Source organism: Desulfosalsimonas sp., assembly GCF_055149105.1.
In genome coordinates this window covers 1-18,968 of sequence record NZ_JBSRLA010000041.1, presented here as the reverse complement: position 1 = coordinate 18,968, position 18,968 = coordinate 1, and the positions used below count along the sequence as shown (strand labels likewise).

The window sequence follows — 18,968 nt, the reverse complement described above, 5'->3', positions numbered from 1 at the left end:
GTTTTAATAATTCCTATAAAAAGCCTCCGCCGTAAATTTCACAAATTCCTCTGTCTTTTCCGGGCTGCGGGCCACCACCTGCCAGGGTTCCAGGCGCGCGATTTCGGTTTGCAGGTCTTTGGCGGTTTTGTTGCTGCAACCCAGGATATCCTGGACCGATGCGGCCGAAACCCCTTCGCATTGAAAGATGAAAGCAAACTCCAGTAACTCCTGAAAATTGAAAAACTTCTGCTGGTAATCGTTGGGGGACTGGCTGGCAAAGAACACCACGATGCCCTTGGAGCGCCCCTCACGAATGATGCGCTGCAGAAAGATATTGCGCTGGCTCAGGTAGTTGTGGGCCTCGTCGATGACCAGGATGGATCGAATGGTGCGCCGCCCGTCCCGGACCGGGCTGTCGGGCAACAGCGCCATTTCCTTGTAGAGCCGCTCGATCACCAGGTAAGCCACTAATTCCTTCAACACCGGCATGGCGTGCACATCAATCAGCAATGTTCGATTGGAAATCCGGTCGAGGGGACCATATCGCTTCCATGCCGCCAGAACAGATCGAAATCCGAAAGGTCCCGCAGCACTTCGATAAGGCTGTCGTCTTTCTTGTTGTCTGCTTCATACATGGCCGCCACCATTCGATACACATCGTGGAAATCCGGATAGGGAGCCGCCGAATCAGCCCTTTGTGCATAGGCGGCACGGATCGCCTCGGTCAACGCGCCCTTTTGGACCACCCCCAGTTTGCTGTTGATGGAGGCGAAGCTTTCGGCCTTTTCCGGGGCCGACACATTGACGGTCTGCCCATCATAGGCCGGCAAGACAAAAGGATTGATAGGCAGGCTCTCTCCGCCCTGGAGCAGCCGGAAGGGATGGACCTTGGCGGCTTCAAGAAATCGTTCATTGTCCACCACATCGCCCTTGTAGTCGAAATAGATGAAATTGGTCTGATAGTTGGACTGCTGGCGCATATCGGTCAGAATTTTCAATACAAGCTGGGTCTTCCCCGTACCTGGTTTGCCCATGATGGCCAGGTGCGAGTTGGCATGCCTGGCGGTATTGTTGAGTTCCATGATCATTTCTTGCTGCTGCAACAGGGTCCGGCCGATGAAAATATCCAGTCCATGACCGGCGGTTTCCCTACGCCCGCCGAACTCCACTTCGTCCACCAAGTGCGTTAGCAAACTGTCCGCATCCCGGCCGCATTCCTGATACAGGCGGCCCAGCAGTTCGGCCCCGCTGTCGATATGGTCTTTCACGATGGAGCGGTTGGAAAAAAATCCGTCTTCATCAATATCGCGTCTGCGGTAGACATGGCAGATCAGCGCCCGCATGAAGATTTCGTCTTCGCCCACAAAGGTGGGGCGCTTCATCTTTGCGCCGGTGAAACTGGCGCTATGAGCCACATCCGTCCCTTCCTTGGCCAGGGACAGGGCAAAAGCCATGCGGGCCAGGGTCGCCTTTTCCAGCTTGGTTTCAAATCTCAGGGCGCTGAGCACCTCGTCCGCCTCATTGGATGTGTACAGTCGGTCGGCCATGGTCTAATTCTCCCAGAAGCATCCTTCCTGAAATGTCGTCAGCTCCCGCTGTTGGTCAAACACCAGACTCCCGGCCCCACTCAGACGGGTTTTGAGTGTCCGGTAGTAGTCCTTGTCGATCTCGGTGGCGGTAAAGCGTTGCCGGGCATCTTCGAGCTGCTGCTTGAATTCTTTCAGCTCCTGCTGCACGCGCTCGCGCTCTGTTTGCCGGCGAGTTAGCTTGCTGGGTTCTTTTTTCAATTCGCTTTGCTTGAAATCCAGGTCTTCGTCGGATATTTCCACAAACCCCTTCCGTTCTTCGTTCTTGATATAGAGAATGTCGGAAGCCAAGCGGTTGATGTACTGGATGCCCAGAGCGGCTTCCGAGGAGGATTTCAGCCGCACCTCCGAGTGGTCGTCCGCGGCGATGGCCTGTATTTTCTCCCCATCGAAAAAGAAGAACTGGGTGATACCCGGCGGGATCACGGAGCGGATAAAATCCTGCCAAATCTCCTGGTTCTGCACCGAGACCCGCTTGCCGTCGCGCACCACCACCAGCCCCTCCGTCAGGTCCCTGGGTTTGGGATCGTCGGCCACCCCTGCGCTCCAGGAGCGCTTGACCACCAGCTCCGAAAGGTCGTTCATCTCCATCACCAGCTCAAAAGAAACCGATGCATTGCCCCGGGTCTTTTCCCTGCGGTTGATGCTGCGGAATATTTCATCCGCCTTGGCGCCGTAAAGACAATAATTGACAGCCTCCATAATGGAGGTCTTGCCAGCGCCGTTAATGCCGCCGATCAAAAAGATACTCCGGCCGTCTTCGCCCACAGGAAAACGAATTTCCGTGGCGAACTGAAAGGACTTGTAGTTCTCGATGATCAGTTTACGGAATTTCATGACGATTATCCTTCAGCAGCCGGGCGACTTTTCAAGATTTCTCGTAAGGCGTCATAAACGCCGGTTCGCCGTTCCTTGAACTCATAATCGTAAACCGTTTCCAGCAGTTTGCGCACCTTGGCCAGGCTCACATTGTTTTGCCGGCACAATTCATCGAGCAATCGCTGGTCTTCTTCGGATAGCTTCATGGCTTTATCTCCCGTTCGCTTGTCACGCTTTTAGCCACCCCTCGGCCTGGAGCCTCTCCCAGGCCAGCCGGATATGCGCCGGCTGGAACAACCGCCGTTTACGGTCATTCCAGCGGGCCATGGCAACAACGGCGCTTTCCGCATCCGAAACTTCGCCGTCATGAACAGCCGCCCAATGAACCGAAGCCAGCAGCTCCATGCCGTAAGGCGTCTCAAATCCATCCACGAGATCCGCCACCCGCTCGATGTGCCCTGCGGCGCTTTGATTTTTCTGAAGGAAATGGTCAGCGGCTTCTTCGGCATCCGGAAGCAGCGTAATCTCCACATCCGGTTTCTGGGTATCCCCATAACCCCGAATATGGTGCCCCTCGAGGATTTCCAGCACCTTGTTGAGGTTATGGGCATAGGGGCCATACAGGTGCTTGACATACCGCAGCTTCAGATCCATGCCCGATTCCTGTAAAAAATAGGCGAGCTTCTGTATCTCCAGCAGCGTCAACCGGTATGCGAATCGCGCATACTGTTTCATAAGCTTGATGAGCAAGGCCCGGGCCACGGTCATCTTCGGTTTGGCGGTGCCCACTGGCATATCCCTGGCATCCGGGCTGCCTTTCGGCTCATAGAGCTTCACATGAACATCCGGCAGGTTCTGAAAGGCCGTTTCGATCATTCTTTTGACCCGATCCCACTGCAGGCCGCCCAACCCTGACCCCAGTGGCGGAATGGCAATGGACCGAATCTTGCGCTGCCGCACTTCCCCCACCAAGGCCTTGAGGCCGCTTTCAATATCCTCATAGCGGCTTTTGCCGCGCCAGTGGCGCTTGGTAGGGAAGTTGATGATATAGCGAGGATTGAACATCTGGCCGGTTTCGAACACGAACATGCGGCCAGGTTTAACCTCTTCCCTTCGGCAGGCAGCTTCGTAGGCCTTAAAATTCTCTGGAAACGCCTTCTTGAACTGCAAAGCAATTCCCTTACCCATTACCCCGACACAATTGACCGTGTTAACCAAGGCTTCCGCATCGTCTGTAAAAATATTGCCGCGGGTTGGTTCAATCATTTTCTCTTACCCTCCCGGTTAGTAGTACCATTGCCGGCGCACTTCCACCGGCATGGAAACATTTTTTCGGTTCAAGACGCGCTCAACCCCTTTCTTGGTGGTCTCATTCAACACGCCGATCCGGTTGACCACTTCCCACGGGCAGAACCGATGCACCAAAAATTCGGCCTGCTTGCGCCGCTGCCGGTCCATGTCATCCACGGTGTCGGCCCAGTAATCGGCATAGACCATATCCCAATCGACCTTATCCAGATCTTTGAGATCGTCAAACCATTGCGTAAAGGCAGCAATGCCATGGCCGTCGGAAAAAACAAAACCAAGCCCTGCCCGAGTGATCGTTTCGACAGTTGAAACCGCATAGATCAAGGGTTCCTGGCCTTCATTATAATTTTCAACCCAGCCAGTGTGAAGCTGAAATAGCATGGGTGATCGCGGACCGAAATAAAAGGCCACATAATCGTGCACCGTACCGCCCGGCCCGCAGGCAATGGGGCGCTGCCGGCGGATCTTCTGGATATCCACATTGTGAATTGCCCGATAATCGCATGCGTCTTCAGGGGGGTGGTTGGGCGCATGCATCCCGCCGCAGTCCAGGATCACCTCAAGGTTGTCGATATGCAGGAGGCGATAGATGGGTGTCGGGCGGGGAGTATCCATTATGGTTTCTCCCCTAAAACCAATGCTTCCATCATGTGGTAATATTTACAGCAGCCATTTTTACCGTCAGTGGCAGTTGTCAAGTATTCCTTGAAAACTCGGTTTACCGCTAACTCTCCTTGGTTAAGGATATTGTTGTAGCTTTTAAGCTGCTCGATGCCGTCTTTGCGCTTGGGCTTCTTGCACTCGACAATGATCTTGGGCGTTTCCTTGTCGGCATCGGTATATACGATGATATCAGCTGCCTTGTTGCCCACCTCGGTGCCGAACTGGACGCTCTTTTCCAGGTCGATCTCATCAGGCTGATACCCATACTGATGGATTAGCTTGTATACCCAAAGCTGGCGAACGATCTCCTCGGGCGCCGACTTGCCGCCGTCCACATAGCCCTGAATCTCCTCCTTGCCCGAAGAAAAGGGAACCTGGCTTTTCAGAAAGTACTTGGTCTTGCCGGCATCCCGGCCGGTGTCCACGGTTTTGGTCTGAATATCGAGAATTGCATGGATTGGCTTGCCCAGGGTTTCAAACTCGGTGAGTTCGTATTTGATGCCCGGCTCTTTGAAGATTCGATCAATGATTTCCCTGGTCGTGTTCATACTCATTGTGTCTGCTCCGAAGCACAAATTTCAATGTCATAGCCCATCCAGGCTACACTGGTTCATTGCCAAGAAGTTCAACGAGAAGATCGCTGCCCCGGTCTCCCATACTGCGCAGCAGCGCCTCAATTTTTTCCATGGCAAGGGGCGACGGCCGGGCGCGGCCGTTTTCCCAGCGATTGATGGTGGGGAGGGTCACGCCGAGCATAGCGGCGAACTTTTCCTGGGTCAGGCCCGTGCGCTCCCGCAGCTCACGGACCAGTCCAGATATATCGGTCTGGGCGTTCAATGGCGCTCTCCTTAAAAAACCGGGGAACCTAATCTCACAGAATTCATATCACGCGCTCTATCAGATGATCAATCATACGATAAACAAAATTTCTGTCAAGCAACAATTCCACCATGGGTATTTTTTTGACCAATTCCTGAATGGATCGGCTACCGAACGGATATTCGGCTATTTTTGGGCTACTGCCGGCCGAGCTTTTCGACCCTTAGTGCAACCGGCCTGTTAAACAAGGAATTCTGAAAAACGGAGAATCGAGAATGCAGCCGGGAATGTCGGAGATCGCGTAACTTTATGAAATTAATGCGTTTAAAACAACGGAGCCCCACATCACTGATGCGGGGCTCTATTCGTTAAGCAACCGGTTAGGAAAAGGGTTGCATTCGTATTTTGGCTCCCCAGCGCGGACTCGAACCACGGACGCGGTGGTTAACAGCCACCTGCTCTGCCAACTGAGCTACTGGGGAACAAAGTGTGAATCAAGAATGTCTATTTATGGTCTGACAATAAAAATGTCAAGCAAAAATGTCAAGCATCAGGACTATTCCACCCGCCGGATCTTCAGACCCAGTTCCCCGAGCTGGGCTGAGGTCGCGGCAGCCGGGGCCGCGGTCATCAGACAGGCGCCTTTCTGGGTCTTGGGAAAGGCGATCACCTCCCGGATGGAAGACGTGTTGCAAAGTATGGTCATCAGCCGGTCAAAGCCAAAGGCAATGCCCCCGTGGGGCGGCGCCCCGGAGTCCAGGGCAGAGAGCAGAAACCCGAATTTTTCCTCGTATTCGGCCCGGTCCATGCCCAGGGCCTCCAGGACCCGGACCTGCACGTCCTTTTGATGAATGCGGATGCTGCCGCCGCCGATTTCCGAGCCGTTTAACACCAAGTCATAAGCCCTTGAGCGCATGTTCACGGGATCGGAGGCCAGCTTTTCCAGATCTTTTTCCGCCGGGGCGGTAAAGGGGTGATGCAGGGCCTGGTATCGCTTTTCGGTTTCATCGTATTCAAACATGGGAAAGTCGGTGATCCAGACAAACGCGTATGTATTTTCATCAATCAGGCCCAGTTTTTTGCCCAGGTGATTGCGCAGCTGCCCCAGGGACTCGTTGACAATGCCGGGCTGGTCCGCACCGAAAAACACCAGGTCGCCGGGCTGCATGTCCAGACGCGCGGCCATGGCCTGTTTTTCCTCCTCTGAGAAAAACTTGGTGATGGGCGACTGCCACTCGTTTTCCTTCACCCGGATCCAGGCCAGTCCCCTGGCCCGGTACACGGCCACAAAATCGGTGAAATCATCGATCTCCTTGCGCGTGAAACCGGCACAGCCTTTGGCGTTTAGCGCCTTGACAATGCCGCCTTTTTTCACTGTATTGGAAAACAAATTAAACCCGGATTCAGCCACGATATCGGAAATATCGCAAAGCTCCAGGCCAAACCGGGTATCGGGCCGGTCCAGTCCGTAGCGATCCATTGCCTCCTGGTAGGTCATCCGGGCAAACGGCGGGCTGGGCGCAGCCCGGCCCACCTCCCGGAAAACCGAGGAAATCAGCCCTTCAGCCACGGCCATGACGTCTTCTTCGCCCACAAAGGACATCTCCATGTCGATCTGGGTGAATTCCGGCTGACGGTCGGCCCGCAGGTCCTCGTCTCTGAAGCAGTGCACGATCTGGTAATACCGGTCAAAGCCCGAGATCATCAAAAGCTGCTTGAAAAGCTGGGGCGACTGGGGAAGCGCGTAAAACGAACCCGGATTCAGCCGGGAGGGCACCAGGTAGTCCCGGGCGCCTTCAGGGGTGCTGCGGGTTAAAAACGGGGTTTCAATATCAAGAAATCCCTGATCGTTTAAATACCGGCGCGCGGCGGCCGCAGCCCTGTGGCGCATCATGATGTTGCTTTGCAAAGACGGCCGGCGCAGATCAATGTGGCGGCTGGCCAGCCGGGTGTTTTCATTGACATCCACCTGGTCTTCAATCATAAACGGCGGTGTCTGGGCCCGGTTTAAAATTTTTAATTCCGAGACCATGACCTCGATTTCACCGGTTGCCAAAGCCGGGTTGGTCATCCCCTCGGGCCGTTTTTCCACCACCCCCCGGACGGCCAGCACATATTCACTGCGGATGGCATGGGCCTTTTCATGCACCGCCGCATCCCGGTCAGGATTGAACACCACCTGGGTGATGCCTTCCCGGTCCCGCAAATCAACAAATATCACGCCGCCGTGATCCCGGCGCCGCTGCACCCAGCCCATCAGCACCACCTGCGCGCCGATATCCGCCGCGCCCAGGGCGTTGCAGTGATGGCTCCGCCGCATATCTCCCAATGTATCGTTCAATCCCCTGACTCCTTATGGATGTTTTTTTACAAACAAAACCGGCCGGAAAATCATTTTTCCGCTACCTGCCCACATGTTCGGATATAAATTCTGCCCACAATCAGCACCCGGGCCGCGCCCATGCGGTCGGCCCGGCGCATAAGCGCCTTTAAGCTCCGGCCCGAAAAATCCGCCTCCACGCGCACGCCCGCGTCGGCCAGCTGGCTTGACCATTTGGCGGCCCGCTTCCGGGCGGCATCTCCCATGGGGAGAAAAAACACCTCCGGCCCTGTTTCCGGTGCCGGAAACTTGGCGGCAAACAGCTCCACCAGACGGTCCAGGCCGATGGCAAACCCGATGGCCGGCTGGGCCGGACCCCCGAGCATTTCCACAAGCTGGTCATAGCGGCCGCCGCCGGCAACCGCATTCTGGGCCCCGAGTTCCGAGGTCTGGATCTCAAAGGCGGTTCGCGTGTAATAGTCAAGCCCCCGCACCAGGCGGGGATCGATCTGAAACTCAATGTCCATATCCGCCAGGGCCGCCTGTACGGTCCGGAAATGCTGCCCGCAGTCATCGCAGAGAAAATCGAGCATGGACGGGGCATCGGCCACCGCCTCCCTGCAGGCCGGCACCTTGCAGTCCAGCACGCGCAAAGGGTTTTTCTCCAGACGGCGCAGGCAGTCCGGACACAAATTCTCAGCCCGGCCGGCAAGCATTTCAGAAAGCTTTTCCCGAAACGCGGGCCGGCATTCGGGGCAGCCCAGGGAATTTAAATGCACCTGCAGACCGGAAACCGAAAGCCGCCGGAAAAAGGTCATGCACATGTAAATGAGCTGGGCGTCCATATACGGGGAATCCACCCCGAAGACCTCGGCGTTGATCTGGTAAAACTGCCGGTAACGGCCTTTCTGTGGCCGCTCTTTTCGAAACATGGGGCCGATGGTGTAAAAGCGGGCCGCAGGATCGGCTGCATAAATCTTGTGCTGGATATAGGCACGCACCACTGATGCGGTAGCCTCGGGCCGCAGGGTCAGCAGGGTGTCGCGGCTGCCGGCAAAGGTATACATCTCCTTTTCCACGATATCGGTATGCTCTCCGATGCTTCGCTGAAAAAGCGCGGCCTGTTCAAGTACGGGCGGCCGGATTTCCCGGAAACCGAAATTTTCGAAATGCCGCCTGGCCGTATCTTCAATGGACTGCCACACCGAAGTTTCCGGCGGCAGAATGTCTTTAAAACCCCTGACAAGCTGTATCATTAGCGTCCGCAAATCAACTGGACCGGTCAGGCCTGCTATAAAAAAGGCCTGCCGTCCCGAATGGAAATTATTGTGACCCTGCCGGTGATGATTATAATGATTGCAGGATAGTATGACATGGCCCGCAGGCCGCAAATTGTATAATCTTATATAGATACGAAAAATAACAAAATCTTGTCAACCCATATGTTGAACTTGACATCCCGGGCACGGACTATATACAAGAAAATTTATATATCCGGCAATATCCGGAAAATTCCGGCGCCCGGCCAAAACCGGCGAATCATTGCAAAGGCCGAAAAGGAGACCGATCATGGCAAGCGCAATAACCACGAAAAAACTCCTGGACATGAAAAAAAAGGGAGAAAAGATCACTGTTCTGACCGCCTATGACCATCCGTTTGCCCAGATGGCCGATGAAGCGGGCGTAAACGTGCTGCTGGTTGGCGATTCGCTGGGCATGGCGGTCCAGGGCGAGGCCACCACCCTCGGGGTGACCATGGATGAAATGATTTATCACACCCGTATTGTGGCCAAAGGCGCGCGCACGGCCATGGTGGTGGGCGACATGCCGTTTATGTCCTACCAGAGCGCCAGATCCGAGGCCCTGATCAATGCCGGCCGTTTTTTAAAAGAAGCCGGCGCATCGGCGGTCAAACTCGAAGGCGGGGCATCGGTGGCCGATACCATTGCCGCCATGACCCAAGCCGGTATTCCGGTCATGGCCCATATCGGGCTTACCCCCCAGTCGGTGCACCAGATGGGCGGGTTCCGGGTCCAACGGGACCGGGAACGGCTAATGGAAGACGCCCGGCGCGTTGAATCAGCCGGGGCCTTTTCCGTGGTCCTTGAAGGCATTCCGGCAGACATCTCAGCGGCCATCACCAAAAGCATCAGCATTCCGACCATCGGTATCGGCGCCGGGCCGGACTGTGACGGCCAGGTCCTGGTGATCCACGATATGCTGGGCTTAAACGGAGGCCATGTGCCCAAGTTTGTCAAACAATACGCGCAGCTCCGGCAAAACGCCATGGACGGGCTGCGCGCCTATGTTAAAGAAGTTGCATCAGGCGACTTTCCGTCTGAAGAGCATTGTTATTAACCCTATTGTTTTGCGTCAGATATCATGGATTCCAAGGGTGCTGTGAGCACGGACAAGTATATCAAGGCATTGATGGATATCAGCCATGCCATCAACTCGGATCTCTATCTCGAGGAGATCTTAAAGCTTATTGTCATGGTCACGGCCCAGGTTACCGGGGTGCAGATCTGTTCCTTGTGGCTGATCGAAGAAAACGACAGCCGGCCCCGCCTGCGCCTGAAGGCCACCCAGACCATTGAGCCCGCCTATGTCAAGGACCGGGTCTTAAACATCAACGAAGGCGTGGTGGGCTATGTGGCCGCGGAAAAACACCCTTTGATCATCAAGGATGTGTTGTCCGAGCCCAGGTTCAAGGAAAAGGACATGGCCCGGAGCCTGGGGCTCAAATCCCTGGCCAGTGTTCCTTTGCTCCATGATGAGCGGGTCATCGGTGTGCTCAACTGCTTTACCTCAGAGCCCCATGACTTCACCGACGTGGAGGTCAACCTGATCACCACCGTGGCCAACCAGGCGGCTGTGGCCATTTACAACTCAGAGCTGGTGATCAAGACCAAGGTGATCCAGGAAGAGCTGGAAACACGCAAGCTCGTGGAGCGGGCCAAGGACGCCATGATGCAGCGAAGCCGCATTGATGCCGACGAGGCCTATCGCCGCTTGCAGAAAAAAAGCATGGATTCGCGAAAATCCATGCGCAGCATCGCAGAGGCCATCCTGCTTTCAGAAGAACTTTACTGATATACATGCAAAGCATTTAACAAAAACCTTGACAAAAACCTCTCCTTGAACTAATAAATATTTGTTAACTTGCACAAAGGCGTGCAGGTTTTACTGATTATTTTACAGACAAAGGCGTCTCTATTGCACAACGGCGTAGAGGCGCTTTTTTTGTCCAAATTCGCATAAATATAATACATTGAAATAATTAACAATAATTTAATTCCGAAAAATTTGCACCAAGGAGGAAAATCATGTCTGAACTGCGTTTTTCCAAAAACAATGATGTACTGGGCACCGCCAACCGGGGCAATCCTGCAGAATCCGGTTTGTGCACCCTGTGCCGGGCCGACTGCCAGGGCAAATGCGAAACCTTCATGTCCAGCCTGGTGGGCCGCAAACTGCTCTATCCCCGAAGTTTCGGCATTGTCACCGCCGGGGCCAACAACACCACCCACGTGGGCGCATCCTACAATTCCCTGCGGATTCAGGGCTATGCCTACGGCTCCCACGGCCTGTCCCAGGGCCTGTCCACGGACCCGGATGACTGCATTTTCCCCAATGTGAGCCTGGAGACCGAATTTGGCAAGGAAATCAAGACCAAGGCCCGCGTTCCCCTGATGACCGGCGCGCTGGGTTCGACCTTTGTGGCGGCCAAATACTGGGATTCTTTTGCCATCGGCGCATCCCTGGTGGGCATACCCGTGGTCATCGGCGAAAACGTGGTGGGCGTGGACCGGGAATCGGAAATGGCCAACGGCCGGATCACCAAAGCCCCGGAGCTGGACCGCCGCATTGATTCCTACCTGCGCTACAATGACGGCTACGGCGCCATCATTGTTCAGATGAACGTGGAAGACACCCGAAACGGTGTTGCCGAATACATTGCAGAAAAATACGGCAACAAGTGCATCCTGGAACTCAAGTGGGGCCAGGGCGCCAAGGACATCGGCGGTGAAATCCAGGTCACCAGCCTAGATTATGCCATATTTTTGAAAAAACGCGGCTACGTGGTGGACCCGGACCCGGAAAAACCCTCTGTGCAGGAAGCCTTCAACCACGGCTCCATCACTTCGTTTGCCCGCCACAGCCGGCTGGGCGCCACCAACCTGGGCCGGGTGGATCTGGTTCGCGAAGAGTTCATGAAGAGCGTGGAATATTTGCGAAGTCTGGGATTTAAGCGCATTTCACTCAAAACCGGTTCCTACGGGATGGAGGAACTGGCCATGGCCATCAAGTTTGCCACGGACGCAAAACTGGACCTGCTCACCATTGACGGTTCGGGCGGCGGCACGGGAATGAGTCCCTGGAACATGATGCAGAGCTGGGGCGTGCCCTCCCTGCACCTGCATTCCAAGGCCCATGAATACAACAGCATGCTGGCCGCAAAGGGCGAGGATGTTGTGGATCTTTCCTTTGCCGGCGGGTTTGCCCTGGAAGACCACATCTTCAAGGCCATGGCCCTGGGCGCCCCGTACACCAAACTGGTGTGCATGGGCCGGGCCATCATGATCCCGGGATTTCTGGGCGCCAACATTGAAGGGGCCATTCATCCGGACCGCCGGGAAAAGGTCAGCGGAAACTGGGACAAGCTGCCCAAAACCGTCAGCCAGCTCGGGGCCACCCCGGAGGAAATTTTTGCCAGCTATTATGACGTGGAAGCCCGGGTGGGCAAGGACGAGATGAAAAACATCCCCTACGGGGCCATCGGATTCTGGACCCTGGCCGATAAGCTGACCTGCGGCCTGCAGCAGCTCATGGCCGGCGCGCGGAAATTTTCCATGCCCGAGGTGGCCCGGGAAGATCTTTTTTCCGGCAACCGTGAAACCGCGGAGATCACCGGCATCCCGTTTGTCTGCGACGCCAATGACGAAACCGCCAAAAAAATCCTCAACAGCTAAAGCCGCCAGAGCCTGTTTATAAGGCCCGGCTTCAAAAAAACCCGCAGCACGGCGTGCAGAGAGCCGCTGCTGCGGGTTTTTGCTTTTTTTGCCGGCCCGAAAATGGACAATTCCGAAAATCTGCGCTATAGATCACAGGCAGTTGTTTTGCACCAAACGCCAACAGGCAGGCAACCATGTCCGAAAATGCAGCAAAAATTCCCACAGTGCTTTCCATTGCCGGTTCCGACCCCTCGGGCGGGGCCGGAATACAGGCGGACTTGAAAACCTTTATGGCCGCCGGGGTTTACGGGGCGGCTGTGATCACGGCCCTGACCGCCCAGAACACCCGGGGCGTGGACGGGGCCATGGCCGTGCCCACGGAATTTGTTGACCGGCAGATCCAAAGCGTTCTGGCTGATATCCATATCCATGCAGTCAAGCTGGGCATGCTGCCCAACAGGGAGATATGCGAAATCATCGCCGGCCGGGTAAAGGATCTCACCGTTGTCTGCGACCCGGTGATGGTTTCCACCAGCGGGCATCAGCTCATTGACGATGCCGCCGTGGAGTCTCTGATGACACAGATGATTCCGGCTTCAGATTTTATCACCCCCAACCTGGCGGAACTCGAAATCCTTTGCCACGGCCCTGTCACGGACATGGAGGCCGCGGGCCGGCAACTTTTAAACCAATACCCTGATCTTTGCGGCGCGGTTTTAAAAGGCGGGCATTCACAGCAGGCAAAGGAGGGGGAAGGCACGGTCACAGACTGGTTCATCTTCCGGGGAAACAAGGCGGTCCGGGCGGTCACCGCAGCGCACCCCCATATCCACACCCGCAACACTCATGGCACGGGGTGCACGTTTTCCTCGGCTTTTGCGGCATTTCTGGCCCAGGGCAAGGGGCCTGAACAGGCGTTTTTCTCTGCCGTGGACCTGACGGCCAATCTCATTTCCATCTCAGCTGACCACGCCATCGGCGGCGGACACGGCCCCCTGCTGCACCACAAAATGGCATATACAGGGCGGGGCCATCACTGGTCGTAAATCACGGCCCCGGCCTTTTTCATGTTTTCCACGGCAATCCGGCCGCCTTCTTCGGTCACCGGCCGGGTGGCGGAAAGCAGCACCAGGGTTTCAAAGCCCTGGGCCAGGGCATCGATTACCGTTGCCTGCACACAGACATCCAAGGCAAGGCCGGCCACAAAAACCCGGTGAATGCCGGAGCGGCGGAATTCCTCGGCAAGACCGGTCTGGTCAAAGGCTGAATTCTGATCATGGTCAAAGCGCACGCCCTTGGTGATCACCATGGTGTTGGCCGGCAAGTTCAGGTCTTTGTGAAACGCGGCCCCGGGCGTGTCCTGCACGCAATGGGGCGGCCAGTCCCCGCCCTGCTCCGAAAAACTCACATGCCCCACCGGGTGCCAGTCCCGGGAGGCATACACCGGTACGCCCTTTTCCCGGGCCGCTTCAATCCAGGGATTGATCACGGAAACAACCTTGTCGCCCTCCTCGATGGGCAGGGCCCCTCCGGGGCAGAAATCGTTCTGCACGTCCACAATCAGCAGGGCATCTCCGGGCTTGAGCACTTCATTGGGCTGGGTCATGCGTTTCCTCCCTTGTTTCAGGCAGTGTTAAGTTTTAAGTGATTAAGTGTTAAGTAAAATCAGAAAGTTATTTTTTTATTGGTTGGCGATTATGCCAGTTTAATGCAGCGTACTTATCCGTACGTGAAATTCTGAGAAATTGCCCGTAACACAGATATTGGATTTTACGGCGCCATCATTTCCTTGATTGACCCGGCTTCAGGTGATACATACCTTTTCTTTATCATTTCATGCAAACCAGCGATGATTTCAAGGAAAAACCATTGAATATTTTTGACAGCCACTGCCATTTAAACGACAGGGCCTATGACAAAGACCGCGGCGCAGTCATTGAAAACGCTGCTGCAGCCGGGGTCCGGAAAATGATGATCGTCGGGATCACCGAAAAAACCTGCAAACAGGCCATAGAAATTGCAGAAGCGTATCAGGGCTGCTATGCATCTGTGGGCATCCACCCCCATGACGCGGCCTCATGCAGCGAAAAAACCCTGGCTGCCTTAAAAGAAATGGCCCGGAATCCAAAGGTAAAGGCCTGGGGCGAGACCGGCCTGGATTTTAACCGGATGTATTCGCCCGCAGATATCCAGGAAAAATGGTTTGTGCGTCAGATGGAGGCGGCAGGCGAACTGGACCTGCCCCTGATCTTTCATGAACGCGACAGCCAGGGCCGGTTTGCCGAACTCATCCATACCCGGGCGCCCAAAGGCATCCAGGGGGTGGTACACTGCTTTTCCGGCACTTCAGAAGAACTTCACCAGTACCTGGACATGGGCTTTTACATCGGTATCACCGGGATTCTCACCATCTCCAAAAGGGGTGCGGCCCTGCGGCAAATGGCGGAGACAATTCCGGAAGACCGCCTGCTGATTGAAACCGATGCCCCTTACCTGACCCCGGCACCGGAAAAAAACCAGACCCGGCGCAATGAACCGGCCTTTGTCAAACGGGTGCTGACAAAACTGGCAGAGGTGAGAAACACCGATGCCCGGGACTTGGCCCGAAGCTTGTGGGACAACACCTGCCGGTTGTTTGACATCAATGATGCAGGCCCGGCAATTCAATCCGTCAAAAAGGAAAACCTGCAATGAAAATCGGAATCATCGGCCTTGCCGGCTCCGGAAAAACAACGGTTTTTGAAGCCCTGGCCCGGGATTTTGCCGCCACCGGCGCCCGCACTGAAACCCGAATCGGAACCATCCACGTGCCAGACGAGCGCATTGACATCTTAAGTGAGATGTACCGGCCCCAAAAAACCATCTACGCCCAAGTGGAATATCTGCTGCCCGGAAAAGGCGAACAGAAAAAAGCCGGCAGCGAAGACAGCGCCCTGATGCGCGCGGTGCGCGACACTGATGCGCTGATCCACGTGGTGCGAAACTTTGCCGCATACGGCATGGAAGCCCCGGACCCGGAAAACGACTTTTTGCTTCTGGACCAGGAGCTCATGCAAACGGATCTCAGCGTGGTGGAAAAACGCCTGGAACGCATGGCCCTGGATGCCAAAAAGGGCCGGCCCGTGGACAAGGAGGAGCAGGCCCTGCTGGAGCAGTGCAAAAAGGCCCTGGAGCAGGAAACGCCCCTGCGGCACATGCCGGAAATCGGCCAATCCAGGCTTTTGCGCGGCTACGGGCTCATGTCGGCCAAACCCGCTTTGGTGCTTTTTAACAACGCGGACGAAGACGAGGCCCTTCCGACTGCGGGCCAAATCCCGCAAAAAGAGACCTGCCGGGTCATCCGGGGCAAGCTCGAACATGAACTGGCCCAGATGTCAAAGCAGGAGGCCGCGGAACTGCTCGAGGAGTTCAACATCGCGGCCCCGGCAACAGACCGTGTGATCCGGGCATCATATGAGATCCTGGGCCTGATCTCCTTTTTTACCGTGGGCGAAGACGAGGTGCGCGCCTGGACCATCGGCCGGGGCACCCCGGCACTGGAAGCCGCCGGGGCGATCCACTCAGATATCCAGAAAGGCTTTATCCGCGCGGAAGTGGTCTCCTACGAGGATCTGATGGCCGCCGGCTCCATGGCAGCAGCCAAAAAAAACGCCACCCTGCGCCTTGAAGGCAAAACCTATGAAGTGGCTGACGGGGATATCATCAATTTCCGGTTCAATGTGTAAAACCATTTAAACCATCACGGCAGAAGCACCGATGCTGGAATGCCACAGGCACTATGAGAATAACACCGTCTGGTTCGCGCTGTGCAACACTGATTGTGATACCCGCTTTTTTTACGCCCTGATGACGAAAAAACGCTGTTGACAACAAATCCGTGCATGCATTAAAAAACAGTATACCTGTCAGGGTGCCGGGAGACACCTGCAGAAGGTTTGGCGGGCGGCTTCCGGGTAAAAGGAAAGATGGTGCAAGTCCATCGCATACCAGCCGTTGCCGTGATCCGGGGACAACAACCGCATAAGGCCACTTTCAGGAAGTCTTTGCCTGGGGGGAAGGCGCGGTTCAAGGAAGATCCGTAAGCCGGAAAGCCTGCCCTGACGGAAGTCAAGAATTTTTGCTGGACAAAATTCTTCTGATAATTTTTATCAGGAGGTGTTTTGTGACAGCAGAAATCCATCATGCGTTCGGCGCCCTTATTTCCCGGCTGACCCGCCGTCAAAACCTTGCCCGCAAAGAAGCCGCCCAGGCTTTTGCCACTGTTTTAAACAATTCCACCACCCAAATGCAGCAGGGGGCTTTTCTTGCGGCCCTTAGGACAAAAGGCGAAACCGAGGCGGAAATCGCCGGCGCCTGGGATGCCATCTATCACCTGGACACGGTCAAAATCCCCCTCAGCCCCCGCCTGCTGCCTGTTGAAAACAGCGGCACCGGCATGGACACCTTCAAGACCTTTAACATCAGCACTGCAGCAGCCCTGGTTGCAGCCGCACGAGGTGTTTGCATGGCCCGGCACGGCTCCCGATCCATTACCTCAAGCTGCGGAACTGTGGATATGGCCGAGGCCCTTGGCGTGGATGTTGAATGCCCGGCCGAAATGGTGGCCAAAAGCATTGAAACCGCAGGTATCGGCCTTTTCAACGGGATGAGTGCCACTGTTCATCCCGGGGCCCTGGGCCGGATTCTGTCCCGGATTCACTTTGGCTCCACCCTGAATATTGCCGCATCACTGGCCAATCCGGCCATGCCCACAGTGGGTTTGCGGGGCGTGTATGACCGGGAAATGATCCTGCCGGTCATTCGCGCCATGAAAGCCATCGGCTACCAAAAAGCCGTTGTTGTCCACGGGGTGGCAGATGGCGCAGCTTCTGAGCGGGCCGGAATGGATGAAGCCTCTGTAATCGGCCCCACCTTTTGTGCAAGGCTTTTTGAATCCGGGGACATTGAAACCTTTACGCTTCATCCCCGGGCATACGGACTGGGCAAAGGCGATCCCGGGGACCTGGCGCCTTCAGGCAACATGGACACAGAGGCCCGCCGCTTTGTCCGCCTTATGTGCAACAAGGAAAACAGTCTCCGGAAAGAAGCCATCATGCTCAATGCCGCATTGATTTTCTATGCCGCGGACATGGTTGCAGACGTTGATCACGGCCTGGAAATCGCCGCCAATGCCATGGAAAGCGCCGAGACATTTGACACCTTGCGGGCCTGGGTTGCCGCCCAGAACCGGGACCCGGAGACAGGACTGCAAACCCTGGAGAAATGGATTCAATAGCCACAGCCCTGCAAACAATGGGATGATTGCCGCAGAGGAGGCCTTATGAGGATGGTTTTGACCGGCCGCAGATGCCTGGAAATCCAAAACAACAACAAACCGGAAAAAACCGGCAAGGACGGGGTGCGCCTTCGGGTGCTCTACTGCGCCATATGCCGGACCGATGCAAAGATGTGGGACCAGGGGCACCGGGATCTGATCCTGCCCCGGGTGCCCGGCCATGAAATGGCGGTTGCCGACACCCGGGGAAAACGTTACGTCATATGGCCGGGTGTGAGCTGCGGCGCATGTGCGCACTGCCGGGCAGGACGGGAAAACCGTTGTGAGCGGTTACAAATTCTGGGATTTCACAGGGACGGCGGTTTTGCCGACGAAATAATCGCCCCTGCAGAAAGCCTGATTTCCGTTGCCGAAACTCTGGATCCGGCCATTTCCTGTTTTGCCGAGCCAATGGGTTGTATTTTCCATGCCCTGGCAAACTTCCCTGTAAAGAAAAACCCGCGCTTTTTGATTTACGGCGGCGGCACCATGGGGCTTTTGGCCGGCCTCTTCATTCAGGCGGCCGGCGGCAATCCCATGGTCATTGAAAAAAACAAGGAAAAAATCCAGGCCGCAGGCCCCTTTCTCAGATCCACCGGAATAACTTGCACGACCCATACCAGCAAAAACGGCTTTGATGCTGTCATCAATGCCTGCCCGGATACCGGGGCCTTTGCCGATGGATTGAAAAAACTGCGAAAAGGCGGAAATTTTGTCTTTTTCAGCGGCCTGACAAAAAACGGGGCCATTGACACCGACCTGATTGACCTGATCCACTACCATGAAATTACAATATCAGGCAGCTACGGATTGGCACCTGCGGATATGCAGCGCGCCGTGGACTTTCTGGATACCCATCAACGGATTCCGGCAACATTGATCCAGGGCATTGCTGCCCCGGAAAACGCCCCCGATCTCTTGCCGGAAGTGCTGGCCGGAAAGGGATTTAAGTATATACTGGATTTTACCGGCTCACTGGACGGAGAAATCCCCGGCTAAAATGATCAGCTGAATTTTTACCTATTGTCCATCCCAAATCAGAGATTTTGGGATGGACAATAGGTATCCCAGGAAACTTTTAGAATAAAAGAAAACTGCAATAGCAGCAATTCACGGTGACCAATAAGAGCCCCCAATGATGGGGAGGCCGGCTTCTTCCTTTCGCAATGTTTTGCTTGTCGTTTTTTTGCATCACAGAGAAA

General features: G+C 55.5%; 19 protein-coding genes, 1 tRNA gene and 1 riboswitch. Of the genes, 8 read left to right on the top strand and 12 right to left on the bottom strand.

What is annotated here, in order from left to right; translation table 11 throughout:
• Positions 1 to 3 precede the first annotated feature (3 nt).
• The 11 genes from ACTCIA_RS10860 to hisS form a co-directional block, all read right to left on the bottom strand.
• Positions 4 to 492: a hypothetical protein gene (locus tag ACTCIA_RS10860; protein ID WP_463001838.1), complete on the bottom strand. Its 489-nt coding sequence runs from the start codon at positions 490 to 492 to the stop codon at positions 4 to 6.
• Positions 486 to 1,529, bottom strand: coding sequence for a DndE family protein (locus ACTCIA_RS10855; protein WP_463001837.1), 1,044 nt, complete (start codon positions 1,527 to 1,529; stop codon positions 486 to 488). Before ACTCIA_RS10855 ends, ACTCIA_RS10860 begins: the two co-directional genes overlap by 7 nt.
• A gap of 3 nt (positions 1,530 to 1,532) precedes the next feature.
• Positions 1,533 to 2,405: an AAA family ATPase gene (locus ACTCIA_RS10850; RefSeq protein WP_463001836.1), complete on the bottom strand. Its 873-nt coding sequence runs from the start codon at positions 2,403 to 2,405 to the stop codon at positions 1,533 to 1,535.
• 5 nt (positions 2,406 to 2,410) lie between these two features.
• Positions 2,411 to 2,593 (bottom strand): DNA modification system-associated small protein, encoded by a 183-nt coding sequence (locus tag ACTCIA_RS10845; protein WP_463001835.1) that lies wholly within the window; start codon positions 2,591 to 2,593, stop codon positions 2,411 to 2,413.
• 22 nt (positions 2,594 to 2,615) lie between these two features.
• Positions 2,616 to 3,653: a type II toxin-antitoxin system antitoxin DNA ADP-ribosyl glycohydrolase DarG gene (gene darG / locus ACTCIA_RS10840; RefSeq protein WP_463001834.1), complete on the bottom strand. Its 1,038-nt coding sequence runs from the start codon at positions 3,651 to 3,653 to the stop codon at positions 2,616 to 2,618.
• A gap of 18 nt (positions 3,654 to 3,671) precedes the next feature.
• Entirely contained in the window at positions 3,672 to 4,310 is a 639-nt protein-coding gene (darT, locus tag ACTCIA_RS10835; RefSeq protein WP_463001833.1) for a type II toxin-antitoxin system toxin DNA ADP-ribosyl transferase DarT, read from the bottom strand.
• Complete coding sequence (locus tag ACTCIA_RS10830; RefSeq protein WP_463001832.1) at positions 4,310 to 4,912, bottom strand: type I restriction enzyme HsdR N-terminal domain-containing protein; 603 nt, start codon at positions 4,910 to 4,912, stop codon at positions 4,310 to 4,312. Before ACTCIA_RS10830 ends, darT begins: the two co-directional genes overlap by 1 nt.
• 46 nt (positions 4,913 to 4,958) lie before the next feature.
• Positions 4,959 to 5,195, bottom strand: coding sequence for a helix-turn-helix domain-containing protein (locus ACTCIA_RS10825; RefSeq protein WP_463001831.1), 237 nt, complete (start codon positions 5,193 to 5,195; stop codon positions 4,959 to 4,961).
• A 388-nt stretch (positions 5,196 to 5,583) separates the two neighbouring features.
• Positions 5,584 to 5,659 (bottom strand) — tRNA-Asn (locus ACTCIA_RS10820).
• 74 nt (positions 5,660 to 5,733) lie between these two features.
• A complete protein-coding gene (gene aspS / locus ACTCIA_RS10815) occupies positions 5,734 to 7,518 on the bottom strand; it encodes an aspartate--tRNA ligase (protein ID WP_463001830.1) in 1,785 nt (594 codons plus the stop codon).
• A 50-nt stretch (positions 7,519 to 7,568) separates the two neighbouring features.
• A complete protein-coding gene (gene hisS / locus ACTCIA_RS10810; protein ID WP_463001829.1) occupies positions 7,569 to 8,753 on the bottom strand; it encodes a histidine--tRNA ligase in 1,185 nt (394 codons plus the stop codon).
• Positions 8,754 to 9,066: 313 nt separating this feature from the next.
• Here hisS and panB point away from each other — a divergent pair, with 313 nt between their 5' ends.
• The 4 genes from panB to thiD all read left to right on the top strand — a co-directional run bounded on the left by panB (position 9,067) and on the right by thiD (position 13,498).
• The gene (gene panB / locus ACTCIA_RS10805) at positions 9,067 to 9,855 is read left to right on the top strand and encodes a 3-methyl-2-oxobutanoate hydroxymethyltransferase (protein WP_463001828.1); all 789 of its coding nucleotides are present in this window, start codon (positions 9,067 to 9,069) and stop codon (positions 9,853 to 9,855) included.
• A gap of 24 nt (positions 9,856 to 9,879) precedes the next feature.
• Positions 9,880 to 10,590 carry a GAF domain-containing protein gene (locus tag ACTCIA_RS10800; RefSeq protein ID WP_463001827.1) on the top strand — a complete coding sequence of 237 codons (711 nt, stop codon included), beginning with the start codon at positions 9,880 to 9,882 and terminating at the stop codon, positions 10,588 to 10,590.
• 233 nt (positions 10,591 to 10,823) lie between these two features.
• Positions 10,824 to 12,470 carry a glutamate synthase-related protein gene (locus ACTCIA_RS10795; protein WP_463001826.1) on the top strand — a complete coding sequence of 549 codons (1,647 nt, stop codon included), beginning with the start codon at positions 10,824 to 10,826 and terminating at the stop codon, positions 12,468 to 12,470.
• Between the two features lie 176 nt (positions 12,471 to 12,646).
• On the top strand, positions 12,647 to 13,498 hold the full coding sequence (gene thiD, locus ACTCIA_RS10790; RefSeq protein ID WP_463001825.1) for a bifunctional hydroxymethylpyrimidine kinase/phosphomethylpyrimidine kinase: 852 nt from the start codon (positions 12,647 to 12,649) through the stop codon (positions 13,496 to 13,498).
• Here the strand turns inward: thiD and ACTCIA_RS10785 are convergent.
• The gene (locus tag ACTCIA_RS10785) at positions 13,486 to 14,058 is read right to left on the bottom strand and encodes a nicotinamidase (RefSeq protein WP_463001824.1); all 573 of its coding nucleotides are present in this window, start codon (positions 14,056 to 14,058) and stop codon (positions 13,486 to 13,488) included. The genes thiD and ACTCIA_RS10785 overlap by 13 nt on opposite strands.
• Before the next feature lie 263 nt (positions 14,059 to 14,321).
• Here ACTCIA_RS10785 and ACTCIA_RS10780 point away from each other — a divergent pair, with 263 nt between their 5' ends.
• From ACTCIA_RS10780 to ACTCIA_RS10765, 4 genes are all read left to right on the top strand, one after another.
• Complete coding sequence (locus ACTCIA_RS10780) at positions 14,322 to 15,146, top strand: TatD family hydrolase (RefSeq protein ID WP_463001823.1); 825 nt, start codon at positions 14,322 to 14,324, stop codon at positions 15,144 to 15,146.
• The gene (locus ACTCIA_RS10775; protein ID WP_463001822.1) at positions 15,143 to 16,177 is read left to right on the top strand and encodes a DUF933 domain-containing protein; all 1,035 of its coding nucleotides are present in this window, start codon (positions 15,143 to 15,145) and stop codon (positions 16,175 to 16,177) included. The genes ACTCIA_RS10780 and ACTCIA_RS10775 overlap by 4 nt, the downstream gene beginning before the upstream one ends.
• A 166-nt stretch (positions 16,178 to 16,343) precedes the next feature.
• Positions 16,344 to 16,566, top strand: a riboswitch (cobalamin riboswitch).
• Between the two features lie 48 nt (positions 16,567 to 16,614).
• Complete coding sequence (gene trpD, locus ACTCIA_RS10770) at positions 16,615 to 17,727, top strand: anthranilate phosphoribosyltransferase (protein ID WP_463001821.1); 1,113 nt, start codon at positions 16,615 to 16,617, stop codon at positions 17,725 to 17,727.
• A gap of 45 nt (positions 17,728 to 17,772) precedes the next feature.
• On the top strand, positions 17,773 to 18,765 hold the full coding sequence (locus ACTCIA_RS10765; RefSeq protein ID WP_463001820.1) for a zinc-dependent alcohol dehydrogenase: 993 nt from the start codon (positions 17,773 to 17,775) through the stop codon (positions 18,763 to 18,765).
• The last annotated feature ends 203 nt before the right edge of the window (positions 18,766 to 18,968 follow it).